This window comes from Nitrospinota bacterium (genome assembly GCA_016208975.1).
In the GTDB taxonomy this organism is placed as follows: domain Bacteria; phylum Nitrospinota_A; class UBA7883; order UBA7883; family JACRLM01; genus JACQXA01.
The window spans coordinates 1-15,125 of record JACQXA010000002.1; the positions used below are offsets into that span (position 1 = coordinate 1).

Below are 15,125 nucleotides of genomic sequence, written 5' to 3' on the forward strand. Positions count from 1 at the left end.
AGCGATGTCGTCCCGGGCGTAGCGCAAGCGGAGACCCGGGATCAGGGCCTCTTTTCAAATACATATAAGGTCGCGGCCCCGGCTCGCGCTTCGCTTGGCCGGGGTGACATTGCGGGAAACGGTTTGGGCAACAGGCCGTTTAGATCCCTAATACTACTCTAATTGGTAGTTATAGCCACCGCTCTTCACCACCACAACTTTCCCCCTGCTCCCCCTAAAGACAAGAGGTTTACGCAAAACATGGCTTTTGACAACACGATGGACAAGGACGACAAAAAGTCGCTCCACGCCCATTACAAAGAGGTGGCCGACGACCTGGTGGCCATCCAGATCCTGGGCATGATAGAAAACGGCCAGGAGATCTCCCAGCGCAAGATAACCGCGAAAACCGGCCTTGCGGCGGGGCTGGTGCACTCCTACATGCGCAAGGTGATAAACAAGGGCTGGGTGAAAGCGCGGCAGGTTAGCCCAAAACGCTGGCTTTATTACCTTACGCCGGAAGGGTTTTTAGAGAAAAGCCAGCTTACGCTGAAATATTTCTCCATCACCTTCCAGAACTACCGCGCCGCCCAGGCCCTGCTGAAAGAAACGGTGCAGACCTGCGTGAAAAACGGCTGGAAACGGCTTGTCATCGCCGGGGAGAACGACCTTTCCGACATCGCGGCGCTGAACATCTACGCCATGGGGGACGAGCTGGTCCTCACCGCCCTGCTGGCGGACATCGAAAAAGACACCGGCGAGCATTTCTTCTACCATTTCGAAAAACTAAAAGAGCTGGAGTTCGACAAGGTGCTGGTGTGCGACGCGAAGTTCCTTGAGTGGTGGAAGAAAACCGGGGGCGCCGTGGACGACCCCAGGCTCATCCATCTTAGCAACCATCTGAGCGTGTGAAAATACGGTGAAAAGGAGCGCAAGGTGAAAGCGGTAATACTGGCCGGGGGCATGGGCACCCGCATATCCGAGGAGACGCATCTTAAGCCCAAGCCCATGGTGGAGATAGGCGGCAAGCCCATCCTGTGGCATATTATGAAAATTTTTACCGCCCACGGAATCACCGAATTCGTCATCTGCCTCGGCTACAAGGGGTATATGATAAAGGAATATTTCGCCAACTATTACATCCATACCTCCGACCTCACCATAGACATGGCCACCAACGACATCTCCTACCACCAGAACTACGCCGAGCCGTGGAAAATAACCCTGGTGGACACCGGCGAGAACACAATGACCGGCGGCAGGCTCAAACGCGTGCGCGATTACCTGGGGGACGGGGATTTCTGTTTCACCTACGGCGATGGCGTTAGCGACGTGGATATAACCGGACTTGTGGGTTTCCATAAGAAGCATGGGAAACCCGCCACGGTAACGGCAATCCAGCCCCCGGGCCGTTATGGAGTGATGAAGCTGGACGGGGAGAGCGTGGCAGATTTCCGCGAAAAGGCGGAGGAGGACGGCGGCTGGATAAACGGCGGGTTCTTCGTGCTGTCGCCAAAGGTGATTGACATGGTTGATGGCGACGCCACCCACTGGGAGCGCGGCCCCATGGAACAGCTGGCCGGCGAGGGGTCGCTGATAGCCTACAAACACCGCGGCTTCTGGAGCGCCATGGACACCCTGCGCGACAAAAACCACCTTGAAGAGTTATGGAACGGCGGAAAAGCGCCCTGGAAAATATGGAAATAAACAAAGCGTTCTGGCGGGGCCGTAAGGTATTTATTACCGGCCACACCGGCTTTAAAGGCGGGTGGCTCGCGCTGTGGCTTTCCAACATGGGGGCGCAGGTGACCGGCTACTCGCTGGAGGCCCCCACGGAGCCATGCTTTTTTAAGGCGGTGGGGCTGGAGAGCCGTGTAAAAAGCTTTATCGGCGACATCCGCGACAGCGATAAACTGCAAAACGCCATGGCCATGGCTACGCCGGAAATCGTGATCCACATGGCGTCCCAGCCCATAGTGCGCCGCTCTTATAAAGAGCCGGAGGAGACTTTCGACGTGAACGTGATGGGCGCGGTGGCCGTTTTCGAGTCCGTCCGCGCCACTCCGGGAATCCGCGCATTGCTGGTGGTCACCAGCGACAAATGTTACGAGAACCGGGAATGGGTTTACGGATACCGGGAGACCGACCCCCTGGGCGGCAAAGACCCGTATTCGGCCTCCAAAGCCTGTCAGGAGCTGGTAACCGCCTCGTATCGCGCCTCGTTTTTCGCAAACGGGCCCGTTGTGGCCAGCGGGCGGGCGGGGAACGTGATCGGTGGCGGCGACTGGGCCGAGGACAGGCTGGCGCCAGACATGGCCCGGGCTTTCAGCGAGAACAGGCCCGTGGTTATCCGCAACCCGAAAGCCCTGCGCCCCTGGCAACACGTGCTGGAGCCTTTGAGCGGCTACATCCTGCTCATGGAGCGGCTGGTAAACGACGGGGGCGAATTCGCCCGGGGTTTCAATTTCGGCCCGGCGGACGGCGAAGCCCGCCCCGTTGAATGGATGGCGGACAGGATGGCGGCCCTTTGGGGCGGCGGGGCGCGGTGGGAACATGCCGGTGGGGACGATCCGCCCGAGGCCGGCCTGCTGAAGCTGGACAGCGCCCTGGCCCGCTCAATGCTTGGCTGGCGCGGGCGGCTGGGCGCCGAGGGGGCCGTCCAGTGGGCCGTGGAATGGTACAAAAAATATTATCAAGGCTGTAACATGATGGAATTTACGCTAAGGCAGATAGAGGCTTACGAAAGCCTGGGGGGTGGCCGGTGACCGGCGCGGTTTGCAGGTTCTGCGCCGCCCCGCTGGATGCCGTGTTCACGGATTTGGGGTCCACCCCGGTTTCCAACTCGTTCCTGAAAGAGTCGGACCTGAACCGTATGGAGCCTTTCTACCCGCTAAAAGCGCTGGTATGCGGGAAATGCCTGCTGGTACAGCTGGAGCAGTTCGAGAGCCCGCGGGACATTTTCTCCGACGAGTACGCGTATTTCTCGTCATTCTCGGACACATGGCTGGCCCATTGCCAGAAATACGCCCGCATGGTTGTGGAGCGGTTCGGCCTGGGCGGTAATAACCTTGTTATGGAGCTGGCCTCCAACGACGGATACCTGCTCCAGTATTTCAAGGAGCAGGGGGTGCCCTGCATGGGGGTGGAGCCCGCCGCCAACGTGGCCCGCGCGGCCATCGAAAAAGGGATAGACACGCTGGTGGCCTTCTTCGGCGTGAAGACCGCCGAGGGGCTGGCCGCTTCCGGCAAACGGGCCGACCTTCTGATAGGCAACAACGTCCTGGCCCACGTGCCGGACCTCAACGATTTCGTGGGCGGCATGAAAAAAGCCCTCAACGCGCGCGGCGTCATCACCATGGAGTTCCCCCATCTTCTGCGCCTCATGGAGGGCAACCAGTTCGACACCATCTATCATGAGCATTTTTCGTATTTCTCGTTCGGCGCCGTAAGCCGCGTTTTCGAAAAGCACGGCCTGAAAATATTCGACGTGGAGGAGATCCCCACCCACGGCGGCTCGTTGCGGATATACGCCACGCATTATGAAGATGACAGCAAGGCGACTTCCACCACCGTCACAGCGCTGATGGAGAAGGAACGGGCCGCGGGGTTGACGGAGCTGGCCACATACCTCGCTTACACGCAAAAGCCCGAGCGGGTGAGGCTGGGCCTGCTGGAGTTTTTGATCAAGGCGAAACGCGATGGGAAAAAGGTGGCCGGATACGGCGCCCCCGCCAAGGGGAACACCCTGCTCAACTATTGCGGCGTGCGGCGCGACCTGATGGAGTTCACCGTGGACAAGAGCCCCCACAAGCAGGGGATGTATCTGCCCGGCACGCGGATTCCCATCCACAATCCCAGGGCCATCGGCGAGGCCCGGCCGGATTATGTGCTCATCCTGCCCTGGAACATAAGGGATGAGATCATGCGGCAGATGGGTTTTATCCGCGAGTGGGGGGGCAAGTTCGTCACCCCCATCCCCGAAGTAAAGGTGTGGGAGTAAGCCATGGGGCTGGGATTGGTTAGCGGGATCCGGCGCGGGATGGACAAGGCCGGGCGGGCCATGTTCGAGGCGTTATTGTCCAAATACACAAAACCCACCTACAACCTGGCGGGGCTCATCACCGACAAGAACAGCGATTTCGTGGGCGACCCCGCCTTTGTGAAAGCCTTCGAGGCGGCCAGAAAACAGGCCCCCGCCAACCATCCCGAATGGGGCGAGGTCATCAAGTGGCAGGTTCACGTCGTGCTATGGGCGGCGGCTCATTCAGCGCGTCTGCCCGGCGATTTCGTGGAATGCGGCGTTAACACCGGCATCTACTCCATGGCGGTCATGACCCATCTGGATTTCGCCTCCATGGGCGACCGCCGCTTTTTCCTGCTGGACACTTTCAAAGGGTTCGCCGAAGAGACCCTTCGCGACGACGAGAAGAAGCTCATGCGCGTAAGCGAACGGAAATACCCGGACTGTTACGAGTTCGTGAAAGACACGCTGGGCAGGATACCCAACGCCGTTATAATCCGCGGGGCCGTGCCCGCCACCCTGCCGCAGGCCGCCACGGACCGGGTGGCGTACCTTTCCATAGACATGAACTGCGTGGAGCCGGAAGTGGCCGCGTTGGAACATTTCTGGCCAAAGCTTGCGTCAGGCGGAATCGTGGTGCTGGACGATTACGGCTGGCCGGGCCACCAGGCGCAGAAAGAGGCGCACGACCAGTTCGCCCGGTCTGTGGGTACTTCGGTTTTGTGCCTCCCCACGGGGCAGGGGATTATCCTGAAGGCCTGAAGTGATATTTAAAGAAACCGGCTTGGGCGGGCTTTATCTTATAGAGCCCGAGTTGATTGAAGACGGGCGGGGCCATTTCGCCCGGGTATTTTGCGCCCGGGAGTTTTCGAAAATGGGGCTGAATCCTGCGGTGGCGCAAAGAAGCGTATCGTATAACAAATCCGCTGGCACGTTGCGGGGGATGCATTATCAACGGGCGCCCCATGGGGAAGACAAGCTGGTGGCATGCGCCAGCGGAGCCATATACGACGTGGCGGTGGATGTGCGGATGGATTCGCCCACCTTCGGCCAGTGGCGGGCGTTCGGGCTTTCGGCGGAGAACGGCCACAGCCTGTATATCCCCGCCGGGTTCGCCCACGGGTTCCAGACCCTCGCGGACAATTCGGTGGTCACCTACCAGATGGCGCAGTTTTACGCGCCGGAGCATTCGGCGGGTTTCCGGTGGGACGACCCGGATGTGGACATACAATGGCCCGTGGCGGTTCAGCGGATAATTTCCGCCAAAGACGGCGCATGGCCGTTATTAAAAGAGGCGGCGCATTAGGCGATGCTGGAAATCTCGGCCACGGCGAAAATATCCCCCCTGGCGGACATAGAGGACTCGGCTCGCGGCTCCCTCATCCGCATCGGGGATGGGGTGGTGATAGACGCTTTCGTGAAGATTAAACCGGTAGGCGGGACCGGCGCCGTGGAGATAGGCGGGAACAGTTATATAAACTCCGGAACGGTGATTTATTCCGGTAACGGGGTTAAAATCGGCCAGAACGTGCTTATCGCCGCCAACGTCACCATCGCCGCCGTGAACCATGAGTACCGCGCCCGCGAAAAAAAGATAATCGAGCAAAGGTTCATGCCCGGCAAAGGCGGCGTGGTGATAGAGGACGACGTGTGGATAGGCGCCGGGGCGGTTATCCTGGACGGGGCCATAATACGCCGTGGCGCGGTGGTGGGGGCGCTGTCGCTGGTTCGCGGCGAGCTGGAGGAGTATGGCGTTTACGGCGGTAACCCGGTACAGCTTATGGGGAGGCGCGAATAGCCATGATTACGGTTCTGGGCGGTTCCGGTTTTGTAGGCTCCCACGTGGTGGCGGAGGCCATCGCCCGGGGTATCGAATGCCACGCCCCCGTGCGGGACGACCAGCTGGAGGGCAAAGAGCTGGGCCACGTTATTTACTGTGTGGGGCTCACGGCGGATTTTCGCCAGAAACCTTTCGAGACGGTGGAGGCGCACGTTTCGCACCTTGCGCATGTGCTGAAAAACACAAACTACGACTCGTTGCTGTATCTTTCCTCCACGCGGATATACGGCCGGAAAACCGGCGCGGCCATGGAGGAAGATGAAATAGTGGTGGAGCCGCGGAACGGCGACCATCTGTATAACATCTCCAAGGTGATGGGGGAGTCGCTGGCGTTAAACGCAAGCGGCAAGACGAAAGTGGCCAGGCTGTCCAACGTGTACGGGCGGGATTTTAAATCGCGGAATTTCCTTGTGGAAGTGATCCGCGCCGCGCTGGCCGGGGGGAAGGTGACCTTGCGCACAACGCTGGAGTCGGCGAAAGACTACATAAACGTCAACGACGTGGCAAAAGCCCTGCTGGACGTCGTGGATAAGGGTAAAAGCAGGGTTTACAACGTGGCCACAGGGGTGAACGTGACGAACCGGGAGATCATGGAAAAACTTTCCGCCATCACCGGGTGCGCCTGTGAGGTGGCGGAGGGCTCGGATACCTTCATCGCCCCCTTGATAAACGTGGACAAAATAAAAGCGGAAACCGGCTTTGCGCCAGCCCGCCTTATGGACGAAATGGAATGGCTTGTGGATATGTATTCTCGAAAAATGGGGCCAAAACATGGATGACCTGATAACGATAGACATGAAAAACGGCCTGGTGGGCGTGGGGGGGCAATCCCTGGAGATAGGATCGCCGGAGGCTTTCAACGCCATCTCCCGCGCCTGGCTCCGCTCCGGGTGGGACGCAAAATACGTTTACAGCTTCACCTGGATGGGGCGCCCCATGATCCAGCTACCCGAAGACATGTTGCGCATCCAGGAGGCGGTTTACTCGGTCAAGCCCGACGTATTGGTGGAGACCGGCGTGGCCCACGGGGGGTCGCTGGTTTTCTACGCCAGCCTGTTCACCGCCATGGGCAGGGGGCGCGTGATAGGGGTGGACGTGGAGATACGCCCCCACAACAGGGCCGCCATGGAAGCCCACGAGATGAAACCGCTCATCACCCTTATAGAAGGCAGTTCCGTGGCGGCTGATACGGTGGGGCAGGTAAAGGCCATGATAAAACCGGGCGAGCGGGTAATGGTGGCGCTGGACTCCAACCACACCAAGGCCCACGTGGCCGCCGAGCTGGAAGCTTACGCGCCGCTGGTTAGCGTGGGGTCGTACATCGTGGCCATGGACGGCATCATGGGCCAGGTGGCGGGGGCGCCCCGCTCGAAACCGGAATGGACGTGGGACAACCCCACCGAGGCCGCCAAAGAGTTCGTGAAAATCAACCCGGACTTTGTGATTGAAGAGCCTCCGTTCCTCTTTAATGAAGGCGCGGTGAAAGACAGGGTCACGTACTGGCCCGGCGCGTTCATAAAGAGGGTGCGGTAACGCCCGATGGCCGATAACAGTTTCGACCTGGTGATAGGGCCCCAGGGGGGCCGGAGCAGGTATTTTAAAGACCTGTGGGCCTACCGGGAGCTTTTCTATTTCCTGGCCTGGCGCGACGTTATCGTGCGCTACAAGCAAACGGCGCTGGGCGCGGTGTGGAGCATACTGCGGCCCATTACCATGATGGTGGTGTTCACGGTGGTGTTCGGCGGGCTGGCGAAAATGCCTTCCGAAGGCGCCGCCCCTTACGCGCTCATGGTGTTCGCCGCCACATTGCCCTGGCAGTTCTTCTCCGACTCGCTGGTGAAATGCTCGGGGTCGGTGGTGTCGTCGTCCTCCATGATCACCAAAATATACTTCCCCCGGCTCATAGTGCCGGTCAGCGCGGTTATGGTCAGCGTGGTGGACCTTTTGGTGGCAACGATAATCCTGGCGGGGCTGATGATATGGTTCCAGTACGCCCCGTCGGCGAGCATCCTGTCCATCCCGCTGTTCATGCTGTTGGGGATGGGCGTTTCGCTCGGCGGCGGGCTGTGGTTCGCCGCGCTAAACGTGAAATACCGGGACTTTAATTTCATCGTGCCCTTCCTTACGCAACTTATGCTCTACATTTCCCCCGTGGGTTTCTCCAGCTCCGTGGTGCCTGAAAAATGGCGGCTGGCATATTCGCTGAACCCCATGGTGGGGGTGATAGACGGGTTCCGCTGGGCCATATTGGGCGGGCAGGAGCTGTATATCCCGTCGGTGGCCATATCGGCGCTCATGGCGGCGCTCCTGCTGGCCACGGGCATGTGGTTCTTCCGCAAGACCGAACGGGCCTTCGCGGACATCATTTGACGCGGTAACCATGACAACCGTAATTAAAGTGGAAAACCTCTCTAAAAAATATGTCATCGGCCACCAGGATGGCGACCCGCGAAAAAGCCTGGCCGAGTCCATCACCAAAGGCGCCCGCGCCCTGGTGAACGCCGTCAGCCGCGCTGGCGGACATTCCAAAGAGGAGTTCTGGGCGCTTAACGATGTATGTCTGGACATAAAAGACGGCGAACGGGTTGGCATAATCGGCAAGAACGGCGCGGGCAAATCCACTCTGTTAAAAGTGATGAGCAGGATAACCGAGCCCACAGCCGGGCGCGTGTCCATTAAGGGCAGGGTGGCCAGCCTGCTGGAGGTGGGCACGGGGTTCCATCCGGAGCTTACCGGGCGGGAGAACATTTATCTAAACGGCTCCATCATGGGCATGAGCCGGGAGGAGATAAAGGGTAAGTTCGACGAGATCGTGGATTTCTCCGGCGTGGAAAAGTTTCTGGACACGCCCATAAAACGCTATTCGTCGGGCATGAAGGTGCGTCTTGCCTTCGCCGTGGCCGCGCATCTGGAGCCGGAGATATTGCTGGTGGACGAGGTTCTGGCCGTGGGGGACTACGAGTTCCAGCGCAAATCCCTCGGCAAGATGGAGGATGTCAGCCGTCAGGGGCGCACCATAATCTTCGTCAGCCACAACATGCCCGCCATCACGTCGCTATGCACCCGGGCGGTTATGCTGGAGAAGGGGAGCGTGGCGAAGGATGGCGACCCGGTCTCGGTGGTGGCCCATTATTACACCGGTGGGGTGGAGTCTCCCGCGTCGGCGGATCTCACCACCGCGAAAGAATTGCCCGGCGACGACGTGGCCCGGATGCTCCGGGCCTCGGCGCGGAATTCCTCCGGGGAAGTGGCCCACGAGATTCCCATAGAAGAACCGTTCACCGTGGACGTGGAGTATGAAGTGTTAAAAGACGGCGCCCCGGTAAGCGTGGCGGTAAGTTTCACCCACGACGATGACACGCTGGCCTTCTGGTCCTCGGATATCGTGGAGGATAAAGACAACACCGCCCGGGCGCGCGCCGGGGTTTACAAGTCCACCATGCGCGTGCCCGCCAGCCTGCTCAACAGCGGAACCTATTATCTTTCGGTGAACCTGTACAACCCGGCCTCCATCAAGTCCGGCAGGCATTGCGTGATGACTAACCTCCTGCAGATCCACGTGGTGGACCCAATTTACGGCGTGAAAACCCGCGGCAAATACGTGGGGCCATATCTTGGCGCCGTGCGGCCCCTTCTGGACTGGGGCGTGGAAAAAGTTTCGTAGGCGCCATGGCTAAAGTATCCATCGGCTACCCGGTGTACAACGAGGAGCGCTGGGCGCGCCGGTCGCTGGATTCGCTGTTGTCCCAGACATGCGCCGATTTTGAGGTTATCGCCTGCGACAACGCCTCCACCGATTCCACATGGGAGATAATCCAGAATTACGCCGCGCTAGACAAGCGCGTAAAACCTGTCAGGCAGAAAGAAAACGTGGGCGCGGTGAAAAATTTCCATTTCGCGCTGGACCAGGCTGATGGCCAGTATTTTCTCTGGGCCGCCGGGGACGACTGGTGGGACGCGCGGTTTATAGAAACTCTGGTATCCGCGCTGGACAACAACCCGGATTACGGCGCGGCCATGTGTTCGGTCACCCGCGTGTTTGACGACGGCGAGGTGAAAAACGAAATAAGTTTTACCGGGGCCAACGACATCACAAGGTTGTCCAAAGAGGATGTGTTCAGGAAGATGGTCGCCGGGGAGCATATACATCACCTGGTGAACGCCATATTCAGGACGGCGGAACTCAAAAAGGTGGCCATCAGGCCCATTCCCCCCTGCGCCCGGGGGGACAGGGTGTTCATGAGCGAGGCGGCGCTGGCCATTCGCTTCTACACGGTCCCGCAATCCTTGTATAAAAAAACGGTTTACCGCAAGAAACGGAGCGAAAAATATTCCGCTACGGATTCCGGCCTCGGCTCCGCCTGGACAAGCCCCAAAAGCCACACCCGATACACTTTTGCAATGTTGTCCAGGTTGATGACATCGAAACTTATACCGCTGGCGCAAAAAGGCCTGGCGCTCCGCCAATGGGCAAAAATGGCGTGGGGTTCGCGCGGCCTCCTGCTGGAAGAGGCGGCGCCACGGCTGTCCGGTTATCTGGCCCGGCGCAAGGAAGCCAAAGGATAGACATGGGCGGCGAATTGTATAAAGAACGCTACAAGCTGGCCCCGCATATGAGGGAGTACGACGAGTTCCATTTCGTGCCCTGCCCATATCTAATGTACCGCGCCATGCCCAATTACACATCGCCGGTGATAAGCGCCGACAAATACGGCTTGCGCCGCTCCACTACCGGCGATGGCTCCATGATAAGCGGCGCGGACATATCAAACCTCCCGAAGGTGAACGTTGTCCTCGGCGGTAGCGCGGCCTTTGGCTGGGGCGCCACCGGCGACTCTAAAACCATCGCCAGCGCGCTGAACCGGCTGGATCCGGGAACGCCTTGGATAAACCTTGGCGGGTGCACATATCAAACACTGCAAGAGGCTATATCGCTACTTATGTACGTCCCCCCGGAGAAAATAGGTCAGCTGGTGATGTTTTCCGGCGTGAACGCGGCGTTTCTCACGTTGTTCGAGACATACGCCGACGCGAACATCCCATTCTTCTTCAAGTTCAGCGAATACTGGAACCCCATAGTCGAACACGAGGAAAGAAAGCAAGCCGAGCCGCTGGGCGGGGTTAGGAACGCCATAAGGAACATTTTGGGCAAGCCTTCCAGAAAAACCGGGCTACCCCCCAGCCCCTATGCTGTTACAGAAAAAGACCCTGCCAAAAGGCTGGCCGCTGGAATGGAACGGGCGGAGCGGGACTTGATGACACTTACGGCCATTGCGCGGGGTTTCGGGTTTCAACTAACATACTTTTTCCAGCCCTGCCTTGTGGAAGGCTCCAAAACCTTGAGCCGGGAAGAGCGGGAGATAATCTCCATCCTCGACAGCATGTACAAGGACAACAACCCCATGCGCAGGCTGGGGGAAGTGGTTCCTTTCATGGCGGAACGTTTGAAGCAAACCTGCGCAAAACAGGGCGTGGGGTTTTATGATCTGCGGGATGGGTTTACCGGCCCGGAATGGTTGTATGTGGACAGGGTGCATCTGACCGACCTGGGGTATGAACGGGCGGCAGGTTTGATACACGAGAGAATAAAGAACGGAAAATGACCTTATATATTGTAGCAGGCGCAGTGGCGCTGGTTCTCATCGGCGCCGGGGCTTATTTCATGTCCGCCAAAAAGCGCAAGAAAAAGGGCGCGGACGACATTTACCCCCTCTGGTAACCTTTCAGTAGTCAATCTCCGGTAAATGAAGTTTCTTTTCGCCATCCAGAACACCGCCCATTTCCTGAACTACCGCCGCGTGGCCGAAAGCCTATGCGCCGGTGGGCATAATGTGGTGTTCCACTTGGAGTATGTTGAAAAACCCTGGGCCAACCTCACGGAACGCCCGCTGGCGGATTTGAAGGATAAATATCCGGACAGGTTCGGTTATTCAGACATCATCCGGCGGAACGGGTTCTGGCGGAAAGCGCTTTTCACAAAACGGGAAATGGCCAACTACGGCGGTTATCTGCGGAAAGAAAATCCCATCGCCACCTCCAATTATACCCGGGAGCGGGCCGAGGCCAAAATGCCCCCCCGGGCGCGGCAGGCGTTGAGCATTGCGCCCATTCGAAAACTGGCGTTTAGTAAGGCCGGATGGGCCGCCATGGATTTTGTTGAAAATGTCGCGCCGCTGGAAAAAAGGGTGATGGATTATCTCCGGCGGGAGAAACCGGATCTGGTGGTGGCGTCGCCGTACATCTTTCCCCATTCCGAGCAGATAGATTACATAAAGTGCGCCAAGGCGTTGAACATCCCCACGGTGGTGGGCATTGCCAGTTGGGACAATCTCACGACCAAGGGGCTTTTCCAGGTTTATCCGGACAGCGTTTTCGTGTGGAACCAGCCGCAGGTGGAAGAGCTGAAAAACATCCACGGCGTGAGCCCGGAACAGGCGTTCACCACCGGCGCCCCCTCGCTGGACATATGGTTCGAGCTTACGCCGAAACTGTCTTACGAGGAGTTTTGCCGGGAAAGCGGCGTGGATCCGGGAAAGGATTACATCGTTTATCTTTGCTCTTCCAAAAGCATCATCAAACGCGAGGACGAGTTCATAAGGAAGCTGGCCGAAAGCCTTAAAGCGCGAATGGGCGATAACAGCCCGGTTATCCTTGCCCGGCCCCATCCCGAGCATACGGAGGTATGGAACGATAACCACATCCCCGGCGTCGCGGTCTATCCGAGCCGGTACGACGCGTATTACGACCGCGAGGCGAAAGGGATTTTCTACCACACCCTCTATCACGGCAAATGCGTTATGGGCATCAACACCACAGCCATTATCGAGGCGGCCATAGTAAGCAGGCCGTGCATTTCCGTTACCGCGCCGGAATACGCCGACACGCACACCGGCAGTTCCCATTTCCATCATCTGCTCAACGCCGGGTTCATAGACGTGGCCAGCGGATTTGAATCAGCGGTGGAACTTGTGGCCGGGGCCATCGCCGGTAAAGACGGGCGTAAAACCGCCCGGCGGGATTTTGTGGGAAGTTTCGTGCGCCCCTGGGGGCTGGAAACGCCCGCGTCGGCCATCATGGCCCATGCGCTGATAAACCTTGCGGAAGGCAAAACCCTTTCCGAAGTGAAGGCGCTGGCTGGCTCCGGCGCGCTGGTTCCGGCCAGCTAAAAATATGTGCGGGTTTGCGGGCGTGGTCAGCGTGAACGGCGGCATGAGGGGCGACGGGCTTAACGCCGCCGTTATGTCCATGAACGGCGCAATCAAACACCGGGGGCCGGACGATGAAGGGTTGTGGAGCGACATTCAGGCCGGTGTTGCGCTGGGGCACCGGCGGCTTTCGATAATTGATTTATCCGCCACGGGGCATCAGCCCATGGTGTCCCACAGCGGCAGATTGGTAATAGCCTACAACGGCGAGATTTATAACTTTCAGGAAATCCGCCAAGTCGTGGAGGGGCGTAACGGCCCGATGAGTTGGCGGGGCCGGTCGGATACGGAAATAATCCTTGAGGCTATGGAGCTGTTCGGTGTTGAAGAGGCCCTCCGCATTGCCAACGGAATGTTCGCCTTCGCCCTGTGGGACAGGCAAGAGCGGAAGCTCACCCTCGGGCGCGACAGGTTGGGGAAAAAACCGCTCTATTACGGATGGTCTGGCGGCAGTTTCATATTCGCCTCGGAGCTTAAAGCGATCCGCCGGTTCCCGGCCTTCGATGGGGATATAGACCGGAACGCCTTGGGCCTGCTTATGCGCCACAATTACGTCCCGTCGCCGTATTCCATATATAAAGGCGTTTTCAAACTGCCCCCGGCTTGCGTTTTATCGTTGGATAAAACCGCGCTGGGCGGCCATACCGGGTTCAACCCGTCGCCGGATAAACCGGGCGCAAGCCCGAAACGCTACTGGAACGCCGGGGATGTTATTTTGAACGGCGCGGCGAACCAGTTCGAGGGTGATGAGGAATCGGCGGCGGACCGGCTGGAAACCTTGCTGAAAGACGCGGTTAAACTTCGCATGGTGTCGGACGTGCCGCTTGGCGCGTTCCTTTCAGGCGGGGTGGACTCGGCCACGGTGGTGGCCCTTATGCAGTCTCAAAGCGCCGGGCCTGTGCGGACTTATACGATTGGATACGAAGATGATCCGGAAAGCGAGGCGGAGCTGGCCAAAGCGGTGGCGCGGCATCTGGGCACGGCCCATACGGAGCTTTACGTTACCGCCGGAGACGCGCTGAAAATCATTCCGCAGTTGCCGGAACTTTCAGACGAGCCCATATCCGATACGGCCCTTATCCCAACGTTTCTGGTTTCCCGCCTGGCCCGGCGCGACGTTACCGTGTGCCTCACCGGCGACGGCGGCGACGAGCTTTTCACGGGTTACCCGCGCTATTTGTGGGCCAATTGGTATTTTAACGACTGGGCCGGTCGCGTGGATTGGATGCCCAATGGCGTCCAGAGGGCCGTAAGTTCAATAGCAGGGCTGGCGGGCGCTGTCAGCGGCTCCGCGAAGCTTAAAGAGGTTCAAAAACTTTTGCCGTTACAAACCCCGGAAGAGGTTTACGCCGGGCTGAACTATCACTGGCGCGACCCGGCCGGGGTTGTGGAAGGGTTTGTCGAGCAGGAGACGGTGTATTCGCCGGAAAACCATCTGGCAAAATGCCCGGACGGCGTTCAGCGCATGGTGTATCTGGACATGGCCAGCCGCCTGCCGGACTCTTTGCTGGCCAAGGTGGACCGGGTCACCATGAGCGTGAGTCTGGAGGCGCGATGCCCAATTCTGGACCACAGGCTGGTGGAGTTTTCCGCCACCATTCCCACCTCCATGAAAATCCGTGGCGGCCACGGAAAATGGCTTCTTCGCAAGGTTTTGTACAAACATGTGCCCCGGGAGCTGGTGGAACGGCCCAAAAAAGGGTTTTCCATGCCCATAAAGGTGTGGCTCAAAGGCCCCCTGCGGGACTGGGCGGAGGATTTGCTGGACGAGGGAAGACTTAGGCGAGAGGGTTTTTTCAACCCCGCGCCCATCCGGGCGGCGTGGGCCGAGCATCTTTCGGGGGAGCGCAACCGGCATTTCCACCTGTGGGACGTTTTGATGTTCCAGGCGTGGAACGCGGCCCGGCAAAACGAACCGGCGTTAAGCGATGTTTAATAAGTGTCACCCTGAGCTTGTCGAAGGGTGAGCTTGTCGAAGGGTGACAGCAAAAATGCGTGTCATGCTTCGGCTTGGCTCAGCATGACACGTTATATCGCGCCGCATGTTGACTATGCGGCCCGAAATAAAAGAAGATAGGGC

Annotated in this window: 15 protein-coding genes; all 15 read left to right on the forward strand. The window is 58.8% G+C overall.

The features are described 5' to 3' along the window. Positions 1 to 240 precede the first annotated feature (240 nt). The 15 genes from HY751_01700 (at position 241) to asnB (ending at position 14,981) form a co-directional block, all read left to right on the forward strand. Entirely contained in the window at positions 241 to 891 is a 651-nt protein-coding gene (locus tag HY751_01700) for a winged helix-turn-helix transcriptional regulator (GenBank protein ID MBI4665103.1), read from the forward strand. A gap of 24 nt (positions 892 to 915) precedes the next feature. Further along, positions 916 to 1,686 (forward strand): glucose-1-phosphate cytidylyltransferase, encoded by a 771-nt coding sequence (rfbF, locus tag HY751_01705; protein MBI4665104.1) that lies wholly within the window; start codon positions 916 to 918, stop codon positions 1,684 to 1,686. Continuing rightward, positions 1,647 to 2,744 carry a CDP-glucose 4,6-dehydratase gene (gene rfbG, locus HY751_01710; protein ID MBI4665105.1) on the forward strand — a complete coding sequence of 366 codons (1,098 nt, stop codon included), beginning with the start codon at positions 1,647 to 1,649 and terminating at the stop codon, positions 2,742 to 2,744. The genes rfbF and rfbG overlap by 40 nt, the downstream gene beginning before the upstream one ends. Further along, a complete protein-coding gene (locus HY751_01715) occupies positions 2,741 to 3,979 on the forward strand; it encodes a class I SAM-dependent methyltransferase (GenBank protein MBI4665106.1) in 1,239 nt (412 codons plus the stop codon). Before rfbG ends, HY751_01715 begins: the two co-directional genes overlap by 4 nt. A 3-nt stretch (positions 3,980 to 3,982) precedes the next feature. Beyond that, entirely contained in the window at positions 3,983 to 4,762 is a 780-nt protein-coding gene (locus HY751_01720; protein ID MBI4665107.1) for a class I SAM-dependent methyltransferase, read from the forward strand. Between the two features lies 1 nt (position 4,763). Next, complete coding sequence (gene rfbC, locus HY751_01725) at positions 4,764 to 5,306, forward strand: dTDP-4-dehydrorhamnose 3,5-epimerase (protein MBI4665108.1); 543 nt, start codon at positions 4,764 to 4,766, stop codon at positions 5,304 to 5,306. Between the two features lie 3 nt (positions 5,307 to 5,309). Then, positions 5,310 to 5,798: an acyltransferase gene (locus tag HY751_01730; protein ID MBI4665109.1), complete on the forward strand. Its 489-nt coding sequence runs from the start codon at positions 5,310 to 5,312 to the stop codon at positions 5,796 to 5,798. A gap of 2 nt (positions 5,799 to 5,800) precedes the next feature. Beyond that, complete coding sequence (locus HY751_01735; GenBank protein ID MBI4665110.1) at positions 5,801 to 6,619, forward strand: NAD-dependent epimerase/dehydratase family protein; 819 nt, start codon at positions 5,801 to 5,803, stop codon at positions 6,617 to 6,619. Beyond that, entirely contained in the window at positions 6,612 to 7,373 is a 762-nt protein-coding gene (locus HY751_01740) for a cephalosporin hydroxylase family protein (protein MBI4665111.1), read from the forward strand. The genes HY751_01735 and HY751_01740 overlap by 8 nt, the downstream gene beginning before the upstream one ends. A 6-nt stretch (positions 7,374 to 7,379) precedes the next feature. Further along, positions 7,380 to 8,210, forward strand: coding sequence for an ABC transporter permease (locus tag HY751_01745; GenBank protein MBI4665112.1), 831 nt, complete (start codon positions 7,380 to 7,382; stop codon positions 8,208 to 8,210). A gap of 10 nt (positions 8,211 to 8,220) precedes the next feature. After that, positions 8,221 to 9,504, forward strand: a complete 1,284-nt coding sequence (locus HY751_01750; GenBank protein ID MBI4665113.1) for an ABC transporter ATP-binding protein — start codon at positions 8,221 to 8,223, stop codon at positions 9,502 to 9,504. A gap of 5 nt (positions 9,505 to 9,509) precedes the next feature. Then, a complete protein-coding gene (locus HY751_01755) occupies positions 9,510 to 10,406 on the forward strand; it encodes a glycosyltransferase family 2 protein (GenBank protein MBI4665114.1) in 897 nt (298 codons plus the stop codon). 2 nt (positions 10,407 to 10,408) lie between these two features. Beyond that, complete coding sequence (locus tag HY751_01760; GenBank protein MBI4665115.1) at positions 10,409 to 11,443, forward strand: SGNH/GDSL hydrolase family protein; 1,035 nt, start codon at positions 10,409 to 10,411, stop codon at positions 11,441 to 11,443. 141 nt (positions 11,444 to 11,584) lie between these two features. Next, entirely contained in the window at positions 11,585 to 13,006 is a 1,422-nt protein-coding gene (locus HY751_01765) for a hypothetical protein (protein MBI4665116.1), read from the forward strand. Positions 13,007 to 13,010: 4 nt separating this feature from the next. Then, a complete protein-coding gene (gene asnB, locus HY751_01770; GenBank protein ID MBI4665117.1) occupies positions 13,011 to 14,981 on the forward strand; it encodes an asparagine synthase (glutamine-hydrolyzing) in 1,971 nt (656 codons plus the stop codon). Positions 14,982 to 15,125: the final 144 nt, after the last annotated feature.